21 protein-coding genes are annotated in these 19,800 nt (G+C 54.8%); 10 read left to right on the top strand and 11 right to left on the bottom strand.

The features are described 5' to 3' along the window. The first annotated feature begins 97 nt into the window (after positions 1-97). Both HXY34_13950 and HXY34_13945 read left to right on the top strand, forming a co-directional pair. A complete protein-coding gene (locus HXY34_13950) occupies positions 98-757 on the top strand; it encodes a Snf7 family protein (protein NWF97236.1) in 660 nt (219 codons plus the stop codon). A 36-nt stretch (positions 758-793) separates the two neighbouring features. Next, positions 794-1,441, top strand: a complete 648-nt coding sequence (locus HXY34_13945) for an HAD-IB family phosphatase (protein NWF97235.1) — start codon at positions 794-796, stop codon at positions 1,439-1,441. On the opposite strand, the gene HXY34_13940 is transcribed toward HXY34_13945, so the two are convergent. Both HXY34_13940 and HXY34_13935 read right to left on the bottom strand, forming a co-directional pair. Then, positions 1,422-2,594 carry a hypothetical protein gene (locus HXY34_13940; protein NWF97234.1) on the bottom strand — a complete coding sequence of 391 codons (1,173 nt, stop codon included), beginning with the start codon at positions 2,592-2,594 and terminating at the stop codon, positions 1,422-1,424. The genes HXY34_13945 and HXY34_13940 overlap by 20 nt on opposite strands. Positions 2,595-2,673: 79 nt before the next feature. After that, positions 2,674-3,834, bottom strand: a complete 1,161-nt coding sequence (locus HXY34_13935) for a threonine synthase (GenBank protein NWF97233.1) — start codon at positions 3,832-3,834, stop codon at positions 2,674-2,676. A 70-nt stretch (positions 3,835-3,904) separates the two neighbouring features. Here HXY34_13935 and HXY34_13930 point away from each other — a divergent pair, with 70 nt between their 5' ends. The 3 genes from HXY34_13930 (at position 3,905) to HXY34_13920 (ending at position 7,762) form a co-directional block, all read left to right on the top strand. Next, positions 3,905-5,095, top strand: a complete 1,191-nt coding sequence (locus HXY34_13930; GenBank protein ID NWF97232.1) for an AAA family ATPase — start codon at positions 3,905-3,907, stop codon at positions 5,093-5,095. Then, positions 5,092-6,570 carry a VWA domain-containing protein gene (locus HXY34_13925; protein ID NWF97231.1) on the top strand — a complete coding sequence of 493 codons (1,479 nt, stop codon included), beginning with the start codon at positions 5,092-5,094 and terminating at the stop codon, positions 6,568-6,570. Before HXY34_13930 ends, HXY34_13925 begins: the two co-directional genes overlap by 4 nt. A gap of 172 nt (positions 6,571-6,742) precedes the next feature. Then, complete coding sequence (locus HXY34_13920) at positions 6,743-7,762, top strand: hydrogenase (GenBank protein NWF97230.1); 1,020 nt, start codon at positions 6,743-6,745, stop codon at positions 7,760-7,762. On the opposite strand, the gene surE is transcribed toward HXY34_13920, so the two are convergent. From surE to wecB, 3 genes are all read right to left on the bottom strand, one after another. Continuing rightward, positions 7,731-8,516: a 5'/3'-nucleotidase SurE gene (gene surE, locus HXY34_13915; protein ID NWF97229.1), complete on the bottom strand. Its 786-nt coding sequence runs from the start codon at positions 8,514-8,516 to the stop codon at positions 7,731-7,733. The two genes, HXY34_13920 and surE, sit on opposite strands and share 32 nt — an antisense overlap. 362 nt (positions 8,517-8,878) lie before the next feature. Beyond that, positions 8,879-9,049 (bottom strand): NFYB/HAP3 family transcription factor subunit, encoded by a 171-nt coding sequence (locus tag HXY34_13910; protein NWF97228.1) that lies wholly within the window; start codon positions 9,047-9,049, stop codon positions 8,879-8,881. A gap of 105 nt (positions 9,050-9,154) precedes the next feature. After that, positions 9,155-10,246, bottom strand: a complete 1,092-nt coding sequence (wecB, locus tag HXY34_13905) for a UDP-N-acetylglucosamine 2-epimerase (non-hydrolyzing) (GenBank protein NWF97227.1) — start codon at positions 10,244-10,246, stop codon at positions 9,155-9,157. Between the two features lie 110 nt (positions 10,247-10,356). On the opposite strand from wecB, the gene HXY34_13900 reads away from it, so the two are divergent. Next, a complete protein-coding gene (locus tag HXY34_13900) occupies positions 10,357-11,244 on the top strand; it encodes a helix-hairpin-helix domain-containing protein (protein NWF97226.1) in 888 nt (295 codons plus the stop codon). Between the two features lie 2 nt (positions 11,245-11,246). Here the strand turns inward: HXY34_13900 and HXY34_13895 are convergent, their stop codons facing one another. The 3 genes from HXY34_13895 to dcd all read right to left on the bottom strand — a co-directional run bounded on the left by HXY34_13895 (position 11,247) and on the right by dcd (position 13,694). Beyond that, positions 11,247-11,996, bottom strand: a complete 750-nt coding sequence (locus tag HXY34_13895) for a nucleoside phosphorylase (protein NWF97225.1) — start codon at positions 11,994-11,996, stop codon at positions 11,247-11,249. A gap of 76 nt (positions 11,997-12,072) precedes the next feature. Further along, positions 12,073-13,059: a hypothetical protein gene (locus HXY34_13890; GenBank protein NWF97224.1), complete on the bottom strand. Its 987-nt coding sequence runs from the start codon at positions 13,057-13,059 to the stop codon at positions 12,073-12,075. 92 nt (positions 13,060-13,151) lie between these two features. After that, positions 13,152-13,694, bottom strand: coding sequence for a dCTP deaminase (gene dcd, locus HXY34_13885; protein ID NWF97223.1), 543 nt, complete (start codon positions 13,692-13,694; stop codon positions 13,152-13,154). A gap of 84 nt (positions 13,695-13,778) precedes the next feature. On the opposite strand from dcd, the gene HXY34_13880 reads away from it, so the two are divergent. Further along, positions 13,779-14,480, top strand: coding sequence for a hypothetical protein (locus tag HXY34_13880; protein NWF97222.1), 702 nt, complete (start codon positions 13,779-13,781; stop codon positions 14,478-14,480). Positions 14,481-14,496: 16 nt separating this feature from the next. On the opposite strand, the gene HXY34_13875 is transcribed toward HXY34_13880, so the two are convergent. After that, positions 14,497-15,135: a hypothetical protein gene (locus HXY34_13875; protein NWF97221.1), complete on the bottom strand. Its 639-nt coding sequence runs from the start codon at positions 15,133-15,135 to the stop codon at positions 14,497-14,499. Positions 15,136-15,295: 160 nt separating this feature from the next. Then, a complete protein-coding gene (locus HXY34_13870) occupies positions 15,296-15,901 on the bottom strand; it encodes a hypothetical protein (protein NWF97220.1) in 606 nt (201 codons plus the stop codon). Positions 15,902-16,016: 115 nt separating this feature from the next. Here HXY34_13870 and HXY34_13865 point away from each other — a divergent pair, with 115 nt between their 5' ends. The 3 genes from HXY34_13865 to HXY34_13855 are packed head-to-tail and all read left to right on the top strand — an operon-like array spanning position 16,017 to position 19,565. Then, complete coding sequence (locus HXY34_13865) at positions 16,017-17,111, top strand: branched-chain amino acid aminotransferase (GenBank protein NWF97219.1); 1,095 nt, start codon at positions 16,017-16,019, stop codon at positions 17,109-17,111. A 56-nt stretch (positions 17,112-17,167) separates the two neighbouring features. Beyond that, positions 17,168-17,656 carry a 4Fe-4S dicluster domain-containing protein gene (locus HXY34_13860; GenBank protein ID NWF97218.1) on the top strand — a complete coding sequence of 163 codons (489 nt, stop codon included), beginning with the start codon at positions 17,168-17,170 and terminating at the stop codon, positions 17,654-17,656. A gap of 16 nt (positions 17,657-17,672) precedes the next feature. Beyond that, positions 17,673-19,565 (top strand): aldehyde ferredoxin oxidoreductase family protein, encoded by a 1,893-nt coding sequence (locus tag HXY34_13855; GenBank protein NWF97217.1) that lies wholly within the window; start codon positions 17,673-17,675, stop codon positions 19,563-19,565. A 32-nt stretch (positions 19,566-19,597) separates the two neighbouring features. On the opposite strand, the gene HXY34_13850 is transcribed toward HXY34_13855, so the two are convergent. Continuing rightward, positions 19,598-19,800: hypothetical protein (locus tag HXY34_13850; protein NWF97216.1), on the bottom strand; the 203-nt coding region annotated here is incomplete at its 5' end.

Below are 19,800 nucleotides of genomic sequence, written 5' to 3'. Positions count from 1 at the left end.
ATTCCGGGCTATAAGCGTATTCTGCAGTCAGTATAGCATGTGTTTAAATGCTGACAGACATAGATGACCACAGCAGAGCAATGTCTGGTGGGCAACAATGGGCTTCCTGAGCGGCAAGAAGAAAGTCGACACCGAGCGCGGAATGCTTGAGATACGCGGTACTATGAATGCGATGACTCTGCGGATCCGAAAGCTCGAGACACGTATGATGGATGAGGAGAAGCTCGCCAGAGAGGCACTGCGTCGCGGTGACAAGGCCGCTGCTCGTTCTCATCTGGCAATAGTCGCCGACTTGGAGAATCGGCGGGGACGCTACCAACAGGAGTTTGCCACCTTGGAGAGCGCCCTACTCAACATTGAGGAGGCGAAGGACCAGGCTGAAGTACTCAGGGCATTCACAATTGCCAACCACGCCCTCGCTCAGGCCCGGGCGCTTCTCACGCCAGCCGAGATTCAGACACAATTGGACCGGCTCTCCCAGTCCTTTGAGCAGATCTCGATTGCGGGAGAGCTCTTGTCCGAGGACCTGAGTAGCACGGGTATGTCCGTGGAAACAGAGGAGCGGATAGACAGACGACTCGAGTCCATGGAGGCTGAGATGCTTCTCGAGAAGGAAGGCGTGCTTCCTCCCCTCACCACTGGTGCTGAGCACAAGACAGGGACCTCTGTTCCTACATCGGAGAAGAGAATCGATGACCTCCTCGCAGACTTGGAAAGAGAGGCCAAGGAAGAACGAGAACGTGAGGCCGAGTCCTAGATTGGAATCACGCTTACCCAGGCTGGCGTGAAGCACATGAGCATACAACTGGTCGTCTTCGATGTCGACGGCACTCTGACCTGCCACAACAGCATCTGGTGGCGACTGCACCAGGCCTTCGGCACAGAAACGGAGGGCCGAAGATTCTATGACATGTTCTTTTCTGGCGACATCTCATATCAACAGTGGGCCGACTTCGATGCGGCTCTCTGGAAGGGCCGCTCGGTTCGGGAGGTCATGGAGGTCGTGCGCGCCACTGAGTTAGTACCCGGTGCCGTTGAGGCCATTCGCGAGCTGAAGGCTAACGGCATCAAGGTTGCAATACTGAGCGGGGGGATAGACCTTCTTGCAGACGATGTCGCGCGCCGGGTTGGGATTGAGTATGTTCTCACCAACAGGCTGCAACATGTCGACGGTGTTCTGACCGGCAGAGTTGAGGTAGGCGTCGGTTGGGGTGAGAAGGTCCAGGAGATCAAGCAGGTGGCCAATCACTTCGGGATACCCCTTGACAGGACAGCATTCGTCGGTGATGGAAAAAACGACCTGAGCGTGTTTGCCGTCGTCCCCCTGTCAATTGCCTTCAGACCGGAGACTCCTGAGGTCGCCAGAGCCGCAACTGTCTCGGTTGAGGGGGACGACCTACGCGGCATACTTCCCTATCTGCTCAAAAGCCCCGGCCAATGAGTATTGCGAATACGTACGCCTGCAGCAACATTATCAGCACACCTTCATAGGCGTCGAGCTCGTGGTCATCGGTCAGATTCGCCTTGAGAAACCAGAGGCTACCTGCTATCACTAGGATTTGAAACAACACGTAGCGGTCCATAGGAATCGGTACAAAGAAACCAATTCCCCCCATGACAAGCAGCACAATCTGAAGGACTCCTCCGATGAGGTTTCCGACAGCAAGTCCCGTCTTGCCTCTTGCGGCTGCAACCAGTGCAATTCCATGCTCTGGGAGCGCACCTGCTGCACCGAGGAGGAGCGCAGGGAGCGTGACCTCGCTGCCAAGACTGCCAGCAAGAGCAGGGTACTCCTCAAGCATTATCTCCACACTATAGGTGAGCATCTCTCCCGCGATGAAGATTCCAACGAACCCTACCGCCGCCAGAGCGGCTGCAGTCCTTCTGGTGTGATGTGGCTTGGCAACCTCGCTGTCGTTACCCCTCTTCTCTCTGGTGAGACTTATCGCGTATATGATGTATGATGACATTAGCACAAGCGACGGCAGCGGGGGAAAACGCGGAGGACTTGCCTCGCTGATGGGCGCCTGATATATCAGCTCGAGGACTCCCAGAGCAAACATGGCGAGGAGTGCCACAAAGGCCCATCGGATAAGCACTGAGTCTTTCTTGACCACCTCGTCGGGAACCAGCATCCGCTTCTCCTTTCGAGTGCAGACTATTATTGTCATGCCGAGGAGTAGCATGTTGAAGCCAGCGGAGATCAAGACCGAGAGAACAGATATGTCACGAAGCACCTGATTGTTCTGAGCGTATCCGGCGTATGCGGTGAAGCCGCTCACAACGGCTTCTGGCATATTGCTCACAAGACTGGATAGCATCCCTGCAACATACGCTGTGAGACGCAGATGTCCTGCCCCACTCTCGATTCCATCCACAGCCCACTCAGATGGTCTGAAGGCAAGCCAAGCGCCGATAATGAACCCGAGCAACAGCACAACGTCGAGACTGACGTTTTCCAGACGCAGGTAGAAGTACAAGACAAGCAGAATGACTGCCAACGACAGCTCAGCCTTTCCGGCTTTGATTGACTGCTTGAAGCTTGCATAGTGCATTTCATGCGATGGGTATTGTGTCTCCGTATTCTCAGTCACGTATGGGACACTCCATGTGCTATGTGTCTAGTCTATGAGTGTGCGCCGCTGTACTGACTAATAACATATGTGCAGGTATCTAGCACCAGTACCTCGTTGCAGTGCCCGTGTTCAGCAGAACCACCTGCTCGTCATGGCCTATCTCTCCCGACTCAGTGAGACTCCTGATGCCAGCTAGACCGACAGCTGCTTCAGGTCCCATATCAATCCCCTCCATCTTGGACCCCAGTTTCTGTGCTTCTGCTATCTCACGTTCGGGCACTGCAATGGCTGTGCCTCCGGTACTGCGGATTGCTCGGAGTATTAGTCTGCCTGCAAACGGGCTCGGCACACGCAGTCCCAACGCAGTTGTCTTTGGGTCTGGCCATGGCTCGACTGTGTCCAGCTTCTTCTCGAGTGCATGAACGACCGGCGCACATGATGCGCTCTGAGCAGCGTAGAGTCTTGGCCGCTCCGCGCCTATGAGACCGAGCGCCTCGAGCTCGTCCATGCCTTTCCATATCCCTACTATTGCTGTACCTCCGCCTGTCGGACACACTATGGCGTCAGGTGGTTTCCAGTGTAGCTGTTCTGATACTTCGAACGCGATCGTCTTCTTTCCTTCAACACGATACGGCTCTCGTGTGGTGGACAGGTCCTTCCACTCGCCTCCTCTGTTTCTCATCTGCTTGCCGCAGTCGGAGATTGTGCCAGCGACACGATTGGTATTCGCTCCATATGTTTCACACGCTCTGAAGAAGTTCTCTGGAGTGTCATCAGGCATGTACACATGGGCTATCACTCCCGCAGCAGCACAGTATGCGCTCAACGAGATGGCCGCATTCCCTGCCGACGGCAGGGCAAAGGAGCGAATACCAAGCTCAATGTGCTTCGAGACTGCCACGCACAGTCCCCTGTCCTTGAAGGAGCCAGTCGGGTTTTGTACCTCGTCCTTTATCATCAGGGTCTGCAGTCCGACGTGATTGCCGAGTCGTCGTGAGAGAAGGAGCGGAGTCCATCCTTCCCCTAGGCTGACTACGTTGGATGCCGACTTGACCGGCATGAGGTGCGAGTATCTCCACATCGAACTGACGTTCGTGGGGAACTCCCCTCTGGCTACTGATTCAACCACAGCGTCAATGTCGTAGATGACGAAGAGTGGAGAGCCGCATACACACAGGCTAGTCAGGCTGTCGATCGGAAAACGCCTATGGCACTCGGGACACTCCAGATGCTCAACGTACGACAGCAAGCCAGTCACGAGTCACACACGCAAGCACACACTTATTTGCCTCTATCGTTTCACTGTGAATCTGCGAAGAGGTCAGGCGATGAGTCAGTCACTGAAACCCATTCTGCCATTCACAGCAATAGTGGGCCTGAGGACTCTGAAACTGGCTCTCGTTCTCAACGGCATCAACCATCGTATCGGTGGAGTATTGATCTCCGGTCCCAAGGGCACAGGAAAGACCACAGTTGTGAGGGGCTTCGCAGACCTTCTGCCAGAAGTGGATGTTGTCGAAGGCTGTCGTTTCGGGTGCAGTCCAACAGTGCCAGACTCGCTCTGCCAAGAGTGTCGAGCCAGAGTCGCTTCCGGAGAGACACTGGTTTCCAAGAAGAGAAAGATGCGTGTTGTGAACCTGCCTCTGTCGACAACCGAGGACCGGCTCATAGGTTCCATAGACATCGAACGCGTGCTGCGCGATGGCATTCAGGCCCTCAGACCTGGGATTCTTGCAGAGGCCAATCAAAACGTGCTGTATGTTGACGAGGTTAACCTCCTTCCTGACCATCTTGTTGATGACCTGCTGGACGTGGCCGCGACAAAGGTGAACGTGATTGAACGTGAGGGAATATCACTTGCGCACCCGTCCGACTTCATCCTCGTCGGCACGATGAACCCAGAAGAGGGAGAGCTTCGGCCGCAACTACTTGACAGGTTCCCTCTCCACGTTTCAATTGGAAGGGATCTCACAGTCGACGAGCGAATGGAGCTCGTAGAACGTAATCTTGCATTCGAGAGTGACCCGGATGCATTTCTGGCTTCTTGGCAGGCATCCCAGTCCGAGCTCAGAGATCAAATCAAGAGGGCCAAGGAGCTCCTCGACTCAGTCGTCTTGCCCAAGTATGCCCTGAAGGCCATCGCCATGGCGTGCGACGCGCTGGAGGTTGATGGTGTCCGGCCAGACATCACAATCAGCAAGACTGCGATCACCAACGCGGCGTTCGAGGGTCGCTCCGAGGTCACGACCGAGGATCTTCAAATGGCTGCCCAGCTCGCACTCAGCCATCGCACTCGAAGAGGTGGACTGCTTGAGCCGCCATCGCCTCAGGACATAGACCAGGCCATCAGTAGGGCGTCGGAGGTCGCACGGAAGAGCGACCGACGCAGCTCACCAAACGAAGTGCCGGAGGAGTCAGACAAGTCTGGCAGGAGGTTCAGCGGCGGCAAGTTTGGGCGGCAGAGCACCTATGCTGAGAGTGGGAAGGCCGAGGGAAAAAAAAAAGCTCCCAGCGAGTGAGAAACCCTGAGGGAAACCCGGTCAAGGGTACTATCTGTGCCATAATGATGCTCTCCATCTTCCCGTACTTCGCATGGATTTACTTGTCACCTCTGAATCTCATCACTGGTACACCTCTCGGGTCGCTTCCGTCCCTTCCTATCCTGATAGTTGACACACTACTCTATGTCCCTCTTATCTATCAGACAATCCGGTATTGGCTGCGGAACATGACGCGACGGAAGTCAGGCCCTGCCGCAGGTATTGACGTTGTAGAGCCTGGTCGAGTCGAACCGGAACCCGGTGATGAGCTAGGTACTGTCACGCGTAGGTACTCTGAGAAGTCGCCACCTAGGATTATGGGTCCAAAGTCTGAGATTCGCGACACTCCCACTGCACTCGCTGATGAGTTCTTCGTCAAGTTGCCTGACATTGATACCGGGATTGAGATATTCGACTCTGGACAGCTCATCTCGCGGGCAATGGTGCGTTCAAAGGTGTCTTCTGGTGGGTGGATAGGCAAGAGAGTGAGTTCACGTGGGTCGGGCTCTCTCAAGGCCTCGGATGCTGCCACTCACGGTAGACCCCGAAGATGGAGGACTCCCTCTGGAGTCATTGGAAGTCTGCATATTCCTGCGACGATAATGGCGGCAGTCGCTCGTACGGGGAGACTGATTCCCGGTGGTCGCATTCGCATACAGGCTGATGACCTGCGAGAGAAGGTATTTGCAAGCCGCACGCCGCTGACCGTCATACTTGTCGTTGATGTGAGTCTGTCGATGAAGTCGTCAGCAGCGGAGGTCCGCAGGCTGATTGAACGGATTGAAAGCGAGACGAGAGGGTCCCGAGACCGCTGCGGCATTGTAGCATTCAAGGACTCAGGAGCAGTCGAGGTCCAGTCCCCCACGACGAACTGGAACAAGATATACAGGGCTCTCGCCCGCCTGAAGTCATCCGGTCTCACACCTCTTGCTAACGGAATGGTCAAGGCGCTTGAGACGATCCGAAGAGAGAGAATGAGAAACCCGGATGTGGAACCTCTTGTAGTCCTCATCTCTGACTTCGCACCGAACATACCTCTGGCACAGACGGCCCGACCAGGCGACTCGGAGTACACGCCCGTGAGGGATCTGGTTCGGGCCGCAAGACTCCTGAGGAAAGAACGGGTTCGACTTGCTGCTGTCAATGTGGACAAGTCGCAGATGGGCTGGACACGCGTCCTGAAGCTCCCCTACCATGATGCGCTTGAGCTGGCAGTCACGCTCAGGATGAGAAAGGAGGGTCTCTTTGATCCTGTGGAGACCGTACTGTCTGTGTCCGAGTTCAGAAAGGAGTTCGGAGCTTTTCTGGTTGCGCGTGTGGCAGACGGTAGAGCGTACCTGTCAACCGAGATTCTGAGAGAGAAATCGGTCATTGGAGCCTTCCTGCGCGGCAGTCAGACTCGCAGCAGGCTGCGCAAAGAGGACCTCAGGTCCGCGGAGTCATATCTCCGCTGAGGCCGTTCGATTACGTTAATTAGCACCGCAACAGCAGTCCAGTCGCGCAGCGGGCCGACAATTGTCGAGCGGCATAGTGAGTGAAGAGAGCCCCGCTGGGGTCTTCGATGAGGTCACTTTTCATACGCTCGGCACAGGACCACTGCGCACCGACTAGGAGAGATTGAGTGATTTGCTGCCCGGTAAGGTCCCGCCTGACGTTCTCATCCGTTCTGTCTTTCCGTTCCTTGGTTCTGACGACCGTGATGTCATTCTAGGTCCTAGCATCGGACGAGACGCATCCCTCATACGTGTGGGTGATACTGTCTTTGTTGTTTCTACTGACCCAGTCACAGGTTCTGTTGAAGACATCGGGTGGATTGCTGTCAATGTCAATGCAAACGACATTGCTACGTTTGGTGTACGACCACGCTGGTTTCTCCTGTCTGTTCTGTTGCCCCCCGGTAGTACCCCCCAAGATCTCGAACGCATAATGCGCCAAGTACACGAAGCCTCTCTGGCCTTGGGCGTGTCTGTTGTCGGGGGACACTCTGAGGTGACCGAGGGCTTGGGTAGACCTATTATCACAGGATTCATGATAGGCGTGACCAAAGAAGGAGCCTATGTCACATCCTCGGGTGCCAGACCCGGTGATGTCATAGTCCTCACGAAGACCGTAGGACTAGAGGGAACATCCATCCTGTGTACAGAGGGCCGCGACGTGTTACACAAGCATCTTCCGTATGAAGTCGTCCAAGCTGGGATGAGCTTGCGGTCAATGATTAGTGTTGTGAAAGATGGTACTGCCGCCTACTCAACAGGACTGGTGACAGCAATGCATGACCCGACCGAGGGTGGGGTATATGGTGGTATCCACGAGATCTGTGATGCTAGTGGCACCGGGTGCGAAATAGACTCCACCACCATTCCTCTTCACCCCGCCACCGAAAGACTATGTCACCTGCTCAACATTGATCCTCTGGGACTCATAAGCAGCGGGTGCATGCTGATGACCTGTCCGTCACAAGACAAGGACCGGTTGGTACAAGCGCTCACTGACGCAGGTATTCCGACCACCTGTATTGGCAGAGTCACAGCCGATGCTGCTAGGCGTGTCATGTCGACCGGGGACGCGACTCGTTCCCTTCCGAGACCTCTGACTGATGAGCTATGGGTTGCGCTCAGGAGAATGGAGTCGCTAAGAACCTCCTGACAGCCTCAAGATGCTCCTCCGCGATGCCATTGATCCTCAGTGGGGATATCGACACTCCGTTTTCTTTTAGGACCACGTGAGCATCAGTCCCCGGCTCTGGCTCGACCTCGACGCCCACGAACCAGTAGTACTTTCTGCCATGTGGGTCCGTTCTCTGGTCAACTTCATTCCGCATTCTGACGCGCGTTGGTCTGGTGACGACCAGTGGGGCTTCTTCCTCCAGATGACAGGGGAAGTTTAGGTTGAGAATGTCCGTTCCGTCGGGAAGTCCATGTTTGAGTACACGGATGGCGACGTCACAGGTGATTCTGGCAGCGCGTCCGAGGTTACCTCCTGCCCCCGTCTGGTTGAACCAGTCCTGAGGACCGGCCTCCATCGACGCAGCAATGGCTTTGTATCCCTTGAGTGAGGCCTCCATGGCAGCGCCAACAGTCCCACTTGTCAGTATGCTCTGATAGCCCAGATTTGCTCCGGCGTTTATGCCCGATACGAAGAGGTCTATCTGTTCCATGAAGAACGGAGCCAAAACAACCGAGTCTGCCGGGGTGCCATCATGCATTATCATCCTGTAACCCTTAGCTGTGGTCTCCGTTGCTCTCAGTGGACGGTTCAGAGTCAGTCCCTTGCCTGTGGCGCTCCTTTGCCCATCAGGCACTATCACCGTGAGTTCGCAGACCTCAGCCAGACTCTCTGCGAGTGCGAGTAGCCCTCGACTATGCGGTCCGTCATCGTTTGTGAGGCAGGTCTTGTACATGCTATCAGCTTTCCTCTCGGTGGTGCTTCACCGTCGTTCAACAGTTGGACAGGCCTAGACCCAGTTTCACAGCCACATGACAGACGTTCACACGGCTGTGTCAGAAGGCAGTTGTCTTCGAGTCCTTGATGTCAGGGACTCACTTCAGTAGTGTGACCGAAGAGTGACTCGGCTCGCGTGTCCAACTCAGTCCAAACAACAGTGGTCTGTCGGTATTCGCTTGATTCACACAGATAAGACTGACGGACTATGACAAAGAGAAAGAGCAATGGGGGTAGACTCGGACCACAGTCCTCCCTAATGTTCTGCCGCCCGAGTCCCCCAGATTCTCCCTCCCTTGCGGGGAGGACTTTCAAGACGCTCTACAGATCGTATGCCTTTAGGGTCTTACGCTTGTTCTCGGTGCATCTCTTGGAAGCTTCCTTGAGGAGCTCCTCGATCTTCTTGTCCAGTTCTGGGTAGAAGTCCGAGCCCACATTCATTTCATGCTTCTTCGCGAACTCTTGGATTTTACTCTTCACAACGTAACTCATTCACTATCTCTCCTGAGAGTAGTGCAAGAAGCCTTACAGAGGCGGTTTATAAGCCTTGTTTGGAGAGCCTTAAATGGGCATATGGGGCCCCAGCATATGGCGCCTCTACCCAAGTCTCCTCTGAAGTATGTCCAGTATCGTACGTGAGGCCCTCCCGTCACCAAACGGACATCTCCTTGAGCAGGTCTTTTCGTGTGCTAGGTCCTCAAGAATCCGTTGTGGAAATGACGCCGGGTCAACGCCCACCACTGACGCATGGCCGGACTCTACGGCCTCAGGACGCTCTGTGGATGTCCTCAGCACAAACACACTCTTGTTGACAGATGGAGCAGTAGCCTCCTCTTGGATTCCGCCCGAGTCCGTCAAGACGAATCTGCAAGCCTGAAGTAGTACTAGGAAGTCCAAGTAACTCGGTGGCGGGATTACTCTAATCGTTCCTGCAGACTCGATGGTCGACATCAGTCCGAATTCCTTCAGACGTGACACGGTCCGAGGATGTGCGGCGAATACCACCTCTCTATCGAGTGACATAATGCCTCTTATCAGACCGTTCAAGACCGACCTGTCGTCCACATTCTCTGCCCTGTGAAGTGTCAGAAGCACAAAGTCCCGGCCTTTCAAGTCCAAATCAGACAAGATCCTGCTCTTCTTCCGTGCTCGAGGCAGTGCCGCTTCAATCGCATCAATCACAGTGTTACCAGTCACAAACACCTCCCCCCAGACCTTCTCTTCTCTCAGAATGCGGGCTGAGTGTTCGGTAGGTGCAAACAGGTAGTCGGAAGCATGGTCAGTCAGTCTCCTGTTGTGCTCCTCGGGCATACGTCTGTCATAACTCCTAAGCCCTGCTTCAACATGCGCCAGTCTTATTCCCAGCTTTATCGCTGCAAGGGCGGCCGATAGCACAGCGTTTGTGTCACCCTGAGCCACAACGACCTTTGGTCTCACAGAAACCAGTTCCTTCTCTATGCCCAGGAGAGCATATGCTGTCTGTTCTGCGTGTGTCCCTGACCCGATACTGAGGTCCCTGTCTGGGGGTCTCAGTTCTAAGTCTTCGAAGATTGCACTGCTCATGTTCTGAGAGTAGTGCTGCCCAGTGTGCAAGATGTATGAGCTCACATCTCTTCGTTCACACTCGTGTATTATGGGGGCCAGTTTCACTATCTCGGGTCTGGTGCCTAGAACGAAGAAACAGTCCATATCTGTGCCCGCTATGGACTCAGTACACTCGACTCATAAGTGTAGTGCACCAAACACCTAAAAGACTGAAGTGGTACTCTATCCTGCCGGATTCCAAGAGGTGAAGGTCATTGAGGTATATGCTTGGTGTCTTCATTGGTGCCCTGCTTCCGGGCATCGTTTTCATGGGAAGTGCTGTGATCAACGCACTTGGCTATGGCGTGACAGACCCGGTCGTACTACAGTCGTTGTGGAGTCTCTTCTTGGGTTGGGTGTTCGTCTCGGCACTGATACTCGTCGTACCGCCAATTGCAGTCTACTTTGCCCGTCGCCAGCTCTTCAGGGAGTTCTTCTTCTATGAGTTTGGCGGACTTGCATTCTTCTCGCCCTTCTGGATAGGGCTAGCGGCCGAGGTTTCTGGCACTCCGTGGGTAGAGGTCTTCACCAGTGGCGTCCGATCTGGACTCCCCTCTCTTGGTCCGGATGGCACACTCATCGGCACTGACATTGGTGCGATTGTGTTGACACCTTTGATGATTGCATCTCTTGTCGTCGGACTGCTTGTCCTCAGACCGAGTCTCATTCTGCGGATGTCCGGTCCCGGTGTGGCGACCGAGGCGCTCTCCGCGGTTGAGACGGTCGGAGCGACTCCGGCGCCTAGTACTATTGAAGGAGCCCCTGCTGCAGTGGCCGAGACCCCCAGCAAGGCAGCGAAGGCGTCTGGAAAGGCAGCAAAGGCAGCAAAGCCAATCAGCAAGGGGCAGGTGGACTCTGAGATGCCCGGTGTGTCAGCTCCAGTAGCGGACGACACGACCATTGCCGAGCTTCGAGTCTTTCTCTCTGAGCTGTCCGTACCGGAGATGACCATCAATGCAATCATCAATGCGGGGATTGCAACAGTGACCGATCTGGTCTCAACTGGCACCGAGCAGTTTGTCTCGGTGGTGGGTCTGGACAGAAAGACCGCACAGGACCTCTACGTGGCAATCCAGAAGAAGGCATGGTACGGCGGTCTCTGAGGTCACTTCGAGTTCATGGTGGCTGCAAGTGCATCCAATGCAGTGAGTACCATGTTGTCCAGCGGAGGCAGCCTGTCTATTCTTGCCTCCTTGTCCACGGATTCACCAACTATCGTGCAAATCGTCGCAACTCGGACGCCCCGCAAGTGGCCGATGGTATAGAGTGCAGCTGACTCCATTTCCGTGGCTATGACCCGAGCTCGTCTCAGCGACTCCCATTGCTGACGTTGGTGTTCTGGACTGGCCACCATGTGCGGAAACTCACTGTAGAATGCATCCTTGCTGTGTCCTATTCCGACTCGGAACCTGACGCCACGAGCTGTGGCTTGTTCCGTCAGTAGTTGAATCAAACCGAAGTCTGCCACAGCTGGAAACTCGATGGGGACGTACTGTCGTGATGTCCCGTCGTTTCTCACGACCCCGGTAAGAATCACAAGGTCTCCTGAACACAGGGTGGGGTCGATTGCTCCGGCTGTGCCAACTCTGATGAAGGTTGTACATCCCACCCGTATGAGCTCCTCCAGAGCTATGGCTGCCGCGGGGCATCCTATCCCCGTCGAACACACCGCGACTCCTACCCCATGGTGCTTGCCTCTGAAGCTCCAATACTCTCGTTTCTTTGCAACCTGCTCGGGCGACTGAAAGAATGACTCTGCAATCAGACGAGCTCGATCTGGGTCGCCAGGCAGAAGCACAAGCTCAGGAAGCTCCCCTGGCGCTACTCCGATGTGGTACTCTCTTTCCTTCTCCATTGTCCGGCGTCTCGAGGTTGGTTCGCAGGGCTCGTAAGAAAAGGGTTTCGTGCAGGTGGCTGCCTCCCCGACATGTTCACACTGCCTTGACAATCGAGTCCACGACATTGTATACGAGTTGCGGGTTCTTCAACCCGAAGATCCGTGTCGGTACCGTGTTCGACGTCACAATCATACCACCACTCTTCTCGACAAGCCTCTCAAGCAGCTCCTCTCCCTTGTCAGCCAGCGGCAGGACATGGACCACAGCCATGCCTACGCCGCATGCGCCTTGGGCCTTGAGTCTCTCGGATGCCTTCAACAGCGTGCTCCCGCTCTTTGTCAGGTCGTCAATCACTACGACATTGCATCCACCAACTACTAGCTCTCCGTGAAGCTCAACACTGTATGAGTTGTGTCTGCTCTTTCCGAACCCCGCGACCGAGAACCTCTCCTGTCCTCCCTCATCTGGCGTCACGACCAAGCAGTTGTCGTAACCGAAGTGACGCTTTGCGAAGTCAACCAGGTCTGAAATGATGTCTATCTCCGCATACTTGCCCGACTGCGCCAGTTTCTTGACCCACTGCAGACTGCTTGGCGCATGTGGATTTACTGTCCACACCTTGTCGCATGAGGCAGCTATTGTCTCCATCGCCCATCGACCGGAAGCGGCCTCGCCGGTCTTGAACGACTTGTCTTGGAGCGCGAAGGGTTGGAATGTGAGGACCACCTCTACACGGGCTGGCGGTGGTATTGGGGTTTCCTTGTACTGCTTGTGACCCACCTCCTCCACCTTCGTCGGCCTTCGCAAGACATCGAGAAGAAGAAGCAACTCCACGACTCTGTCAGAAGTCGTGTATCTCTCCTTTTCGGCTGGTCCGGAACCAGTGCATGACTGTACCACGACCACCCGCTTTCCCGATAGTTCCTCTATATCTGGAACAATCGCGTATATGTCCGCATTCGGGAACATCCTTCTGCCGTCATAGTTGAGGCCGCAACAGTGCACTCCATATCCGAGTTCACTGAAGCGGTCTTGAAGGTGTTCTGCACCACTCGCCAGTACAACCTCATACTGCGTCATATTGTGGACTACCTTCTTTCTAGTGTGCCGTCCTAGCAGAGCTAGCCGCACTCTGAGCGGCTTCGACCGCCTTAATTCCTTTTGTGTCCCGTCTATGTGACTCTGGGCTCGTCCTGACCGACAAAGTGGCTTGTGTCACGTTCGTCATACCCCTTGCTTGCAGGACTGCTGAGACGAAAGAACATCGCCTGCACAATTGACATGCCCGGATAGAGTAGAACTGGGCTGACATTCTCGCAGAATATCTCCAACACGAGATGAGATGGTTTCCTGACTCCTGTGCCCGGATTCACCAGTCCTGCTGCATGGACGATTATTCCCAGTCGTGCCACACTGGACTTTCCCTCCAAGATTCCAGCATATCTTGAGGAGACGGAGATTCTCTCTCTGGTCTGTCCGAGTATGAACTGCCCAGGAAGAATCGTGAACGGTCTCTCGCCTGTCATCACCACTCGTGTGTCACGGTCGACTGGCAGTGTGGACCTTATGTCCACCGCCTCTCCGAGATTATACACTCTGAAGACGGAGTCTAGTGTCAAGTCCACACTGCAGGGGCCAACAGTGTCTGGATTCCATGGCTCTATCCTGATTTCCCCAGCTTGCATGGCGCTGCGAATGTCGGTATCTGACAACATCGGTCTATCTTCACCCAGTCACATCATCGTAAGCCTTGCGACAACCTAAAAGGTGTCCTCAACGCATCAACGAGGGTAGGATTCGTGAAACACTTGATTCTTACTGCTAGAGACCTCCTACATAAGCTCGCACATGACTTGCGGGTTTCCTACCAAGAAGTCGCGAAACGTGTCAACGTGCAGATGTCTGAAGGGTTGGGTCTTGTAGAGGCAGTACACGCCATTGCCAGAGAGGCGCATCTTGATGTAGACGAGTATTCATTGGATGCAGTGGGGATTGCCGATGAAGTCCGACTCATACTATCAGCTGACTACTCACAGACCTTGATGATATCAGCGGTCCTAGCACAGATGGTTTCCGGTACCGGTCCTGACAGGTTGCCAATCCCAGCATTCATTGCGTTCTTGGAACTCCTCTCCTCAATCTCAGCCGTTCCAAAACCAGTCCGGAACGAAGCACCGGAAGACGTTGATGAGCAGACGACTCGTGTCATCGAGCTCTGTACGAGCCTTGTATCGGTAATCAACGACTGGTCCAAGGAGGGAATCGTCGGTGTCTCCAGGTCCTGCCCAAAGTCACTCATTGGTGTTTCCAAGGCCGTATTGAGAAAGACGAGAATGTACCAGCAAGGCATGTGGTCCTGTCTCTCATGTGGTCGAATCATAGACTTCCGAGATGCGCATGGTCTGCTGTGCTCTGACTGTGATGCAAAGTTCTACGGTGAACGAGCTGAGGAAGATGTGGCGGAGAGAAACCGCACCGGGTATGGTAGGAGCACGACATAGAGCGCTGCCAAGAACCTCACATGATTCGCACTCCCAGACCCTTCTCCAGGAGTGACAGTGCTGTGAGAATCTCCTCCTCTGTCACTGCCACGTCATCCACCTGATAGATGAGTTCGGAGCCTGTCATTGTTTCGACAAACACTGCGACAGTGTCAACTCCCGCTGGCTTGCTGAGACTGATCAGTGGCGCAGTCAGACCATCAAAGAACTCGATGGCTCCCTCAGAAAGCCCCATCCTCTTGGCCAGTCTTGTGCCCTTCTCAGATGTGGTCTGTGCACAAGTCGGTCCTTCATACCCCTGGAATGCCAACACGAACCTGCAGTTGACATTCTTCATGAGATAGAACAGCATGTCGGTTACCCACTCGTACTCCTTGACGAACACGTCACCAAACACAATCATGAGGTCTTCTGATGTCATGCCATGGACGGGAACGACCGGCGGCTTGACACCTGAGGGATACCTGTTCCACACCGAGAAGGAAGACGAATTGAAGACAAACACGGTCTCGAGGTCCAGGCTCTCGTATATCCTTCTACAGACCGCATGTCCAAGCGGATTCAGACCCAGAATCACAGTGGGGTTCTCCGTCAGTCTTCTCTTCTTGTAAACCTCGAGTATCGGAGATACCCACTCCTGTTCAAAGAGCGTCATTGTTGAGTCGACAAATCCTATACATACCCGCTAATGGCTCTTCTCGTTGACCTTCCGCGGCATTCGTCTGTCTGCAAGTCCGTGGACTGCTCGGCTGCGTTCAGTCCGTCGACTAGCGCAGATGAAGCACTCGATTGTAGGGCCTCGAGTTTCTGTCTCTCTAGCCTCTAATAATCTGAAGTAGCTCTGACAGGCGCCGCTTGACATCATCTTCGACTGTACGAAGCTCAGCAAGGTTTCTGACATGTTCGACCAGTCTCTTTCTATACTCGGACTCGCTCAGCTCCCCACTCCGGCGCTGCATCTCCAGTCTGTCCATCATGCTGCTGATCTCCTGCCTTCTCTCGCGAATGAGTTCGAATCCCTGTTTCAAGGACATCCACTCAATCATCGCATTAGCTCTCTCCTGCTCGGCCCGTTCCTTTCTGAGACGTTCTTCGTCACGAGTCTTGACCTCTCTGTTGGCCTGGCGTATCTCCCTCTGAATCTCAGACAGTCTGCCCTCCACTTCGCGTTTGACTTGAATCATTTCAGTCGATGCATGCCATATCTCATGGTACCTATCGACGTGTTCCTGTTCTGTGATTCTTCCGCTCCTCAGCATGGCATCCAGCGCGTTGAGTTCGTCCTGCATGTCCTTCAGCTTCTGCTTTACTTCCTCATATGACCTGCGAAGGCTGACCCACTCTACTGTGTACTGCGCAAGGACTTCCTTCGGGTCTAGATCATACGCATCACGCGGAGACTGCCCCTCACGGTGACTCATTCTTGCCACTCCTTATGCTCTTTGCATACTCGTCGTCACTTACGTGTTCACACATTTCACTTAAGTCATTCTGCTTTGGTGTTGACTGCGTTCGTAAGACCTAAGAGGCAGTTTCATGTGTGCGACTGCCTGCGTGAGAGCATTGGAACTCAGGATTGATCGTGTGCCATCTGGCAAAGCGAAGGCCAAGCCGAATGACCCAATGCAGGTGCCCTTTGGTACCGTGTTCACAGACCACATGTTCATTATGGAATACTCAGATGGCCAATGGCATGACGCACGGATCCAACCCTACGGCCCACTAATGCTCGACCCTGCTGCGCTGGTGCTGCACTACGGCCAGGGCATATTTGAGGGGATGAAGGCATACCGGCGGGGCAAGAGAGTCTTTCTCTTTCGTCCTGAGATGAATCTTGAACGACTCAACCGGTCAGCTGCAAGAATGGTAATGCCAACTGTCGACGTATCCTTTGTCCTGAGTGCGCTAAAGAGCCTGCTTCGCATAGAACGCGACTGGATTCCAGACGTCGCAGGTGCATCTCTCTACATCCGTCCCACAATGATAGCGTCAGAAGCCCGACTGGGTGTGAAGGCGGCACAGCAATACCTCCTCTATGTCATTCTGTCTCCTGTAGGTCCCTACTTCAAAGAGGGCTTCTCTCCAATCAAAGTGCTGGTGTCCGACAAGTATGTCAGAGCGGCTCGGGGAGGGACTGGTTCGGCCAAGACGATGGGCAACTACGCTATGGGGTTGCTGGCAGGCAAGGAGGCCTCGGATAGCGGTCACTCGCAGGTGTTATGGCTTGACGCTATTGAACGCAAGTACCTCGAAGAAGCGGGGACGATGAACGTGTTTGCCGTGATTGACGGGGAGGTCCTCACACCTCCACTGAAGGACACCATCCTGCCCGGCGTCACACGCGACTCGGTGATTGAGCTGGCGCGCCAGTGGGGGTACACTGTGCACGAGCGAGAGCTCTCAATAGACGAAGTCATTAGTGGTGTCCACGCTAATCGAGTTCAGGAACTCTTCGGCACAGGCACTGCCGCTGTGATTGCACCGATTGGTATGTTCACGTACAAGTCCAAGTCCTACACCGTTGGCGAAGGCAAGGCAGGTCCGCTGTCTAGGAGGCTGTTTGAGGAACTAATGGGGCTCCAATGCGGCGAGCGAAGGGACACTCATGGCTGGATTGTTGAAGTCGAGTAATCGGCAGCCTTTTTTCATCGCTGTTGACACGTTCAGGAATCACACAGGTGACACTCATGCCATCGCAGCTCTCAGTAGACTACACAAAGTGCACAGGCTGCAGAATCTGCGAACTTGCATGCTCCGCCAAGAATGAGGGCAAGTTCCAGCCTGCTCTTGCCAGGCTCAAGATTGTAAAATACGACGATCTGGGCGTTGACATCCCGAATGTCTGCGGCCCATGTGAAGAGGCTCCCTGCGTAGATGTGTGTCCTGTCTATGCGATGGTACGTGACCCGGTGTCCAAGATGACCTACGTCAATCAAGACAAGTGCATTCTATGCAAGTCCTGTGTCGGTGTATGCGTGAATGGGGTAATTGTCCTGGACACCGTGAGGATGCGCATACTCAAGTGTGACCACTGCGGCGGAGACCCTGAGTGTGCGAAGGCCTGCCCGACAGGAGCCATACGATACGCGTCGGTTGGACGCATAGGCCTAATGGGACGACACGGGAAGGTGACGGCATATCTGCGTGAGATAAGGCGCGTAGTCACGGGACACTGAAACTGGAGGGGTAGGGTTGAAGTCGAATGGTTATGCTGGTCGCATTCTTCGGGTTGACCTGACCGACGAGAGGATATGGACTGAATCTCTGCCCCGTGAGTGGATTCGTGACTTCATTGGGGGCGACGGGTTCGCTGCACGAGTTCTCTACGAGGAGGTTGGTCATGACGTCGACAGTCTCTCCCCGCAGAACAGACTGATTGTTGCGACAGGGCCCGTCACTGGCACCCTCTGGCCAATGAGCGGCCGCACTGTGTTTGTGTCAAAGGCTGCACAGACTGGCATCTGGGGTGAGAGTCATGTGGGAGGTTTCATGGGGCCTGAGCTGAAGTATGCCGGCTACGATATGCTTGTGGTGTCAGGTAAAGCAGAGAGTCCAGTGGTGATATCAATTCTTGACGATGATGCGGACCTCCTCCCAGCAGACAATCTGTGGGGGATGACCACCGCAGAGGTGACAGCTGCCATCAAGAAGAGCCGCAGGGACCCCGATGTACAGGTCGCCGCAGTGGGCCCTGCTGGAGAACGGCTTGTCCGCTTTGCATCGGTAATTGTGAACAACGCGCGGGCAGCAGGTCGAACAGGAATGGGTGCAGTGCTGGGGTCCAAGAAGGTCAAGGCCATCGCGGTTCGCGGACACGGCGCAGTTGAAGTCGCTCGCCACGATGAGTTTGTTCAGCTTGCGACGGAGGCTCACATGAGGGTCCGAAGCAATCCCCAAGCGCAGCAGATGCACAGGTGGGGCACATGGATTCTCACTGCCGTGAAGCAGTCCATTGGAGAGCTACCCACATATAACCATCGAACCGGAGTCTTCGATGGCTGGGAGTCTCTGAGCGGCGACCATATTCGTCCTAGGTATACCGTGTCCGACCGTGCCTGTTTCGGATGTAGTCTTGGATGCAAGAAGATGAACTACGTTCCCGACGGCCCGTTTGCAGGAACACTCGAAGAGGGGCCTGAGTATGAAGGTCTCATGGCGTTCGGCAGCTCGCTAGGAATTGCTGACTTTGCCACCACGCTGAAGGCGAATCAGATCTGCAACAGGACCGGCATGGACGCCATCTCTGCTGGCACCACACTGAGTTTTGCCTTCGAGGCATTCGAACAGGGCCTTATCGATGAGAAGACAACAGGTGGACTCCGGCTGCAGTGGGGCGATGGCAGCGCGGCGGTGCAGCTACTGGAGATGATTGCTCGGCGGGAAGGTCTTGGAGACGTCTTGGCAGAGGGCACCAGACGTGCCGCGCAGAGGATTGGCAAGGGAACCGAGAAGCTGGCCATTCATGTGAAGGGTCTGGAGGTGTCCGGTCAGGATGGCAGGACACATCGGAGCATAGCTCTGTCACACGCTACTGGTGCGAGAGGCGCCGACCATCTTCGTAGTCTTGTCACAGTGGACCAACTTGGTTACAGGGAGGTTGCGGCGAAGAGATGGGGCGCGGACAGACTGCCTGAGATCATCGACCCATATACCGAGAAGTACAAGGCTGCTGCCGTGGTGGAGACCGAAAACACCTACTGCATACGCGACACGCTGATCGTCTGCTGGTACTCGGTGGCGTGGCCTCCGATCTTCTGGATTGAAGACTTTGCCCGTGTGTTGCCTCTGGTCACGGGTATAGAGCAGTTGGGCAGTGTGAAGGAGCTCGTACGTATTGCTGAGCGACAGGTGACACTCAAGCGTCTGTTCAATGCACGCGAGGGCATCCGCAGAGAGGACGACAGACTGCCCGACCGATTCACAAAGGAACCGATGCCGGATGGACCCGGCAAGGGGCAGCTGGTCAACCTCGACCCCATGCTCGATGACTACTATCGCCACAGAGGATGGGATGTCTCGACCGGACTCCCGACCCCTGAAACACTACGCAGGCTTTCTCTGGACTGGACTGCCAGATTTGCCTGATTGCCATGCATCTTGGCCGTGGACAAGTACAACTATGCGCCTACCCGCGGAATGGAGAGGTAGAGCACATCCTCGAATGCAAGGATTCCAAACCCTGATGGGTTCTCGAGTCGAACGTGGTCTTCGAAGACCTCACTGACCCTCACATTAGGTATCTTGGCGAGCGCGTCCTTCTGCATGTATCGAAGATAGACGGTGAAAGTGGCGCCGGTTGACTTCAGTTCTTGAAAGATGG

It is taken from the genome of Candidatus Thorarchaeota archaeon (assembly GCA_013388835.1).
Lineage (GTDB): Archaea > Asgardarchaeota > Thorarchaeia > Thorarchaeales > Thorarchaeaceae > JACAEL01.
The sequence above is the reverse complement of the archived record's forward strand: the minus strand, read 5'-3'. Positions and strand labels throughout refer to the sequence as shown.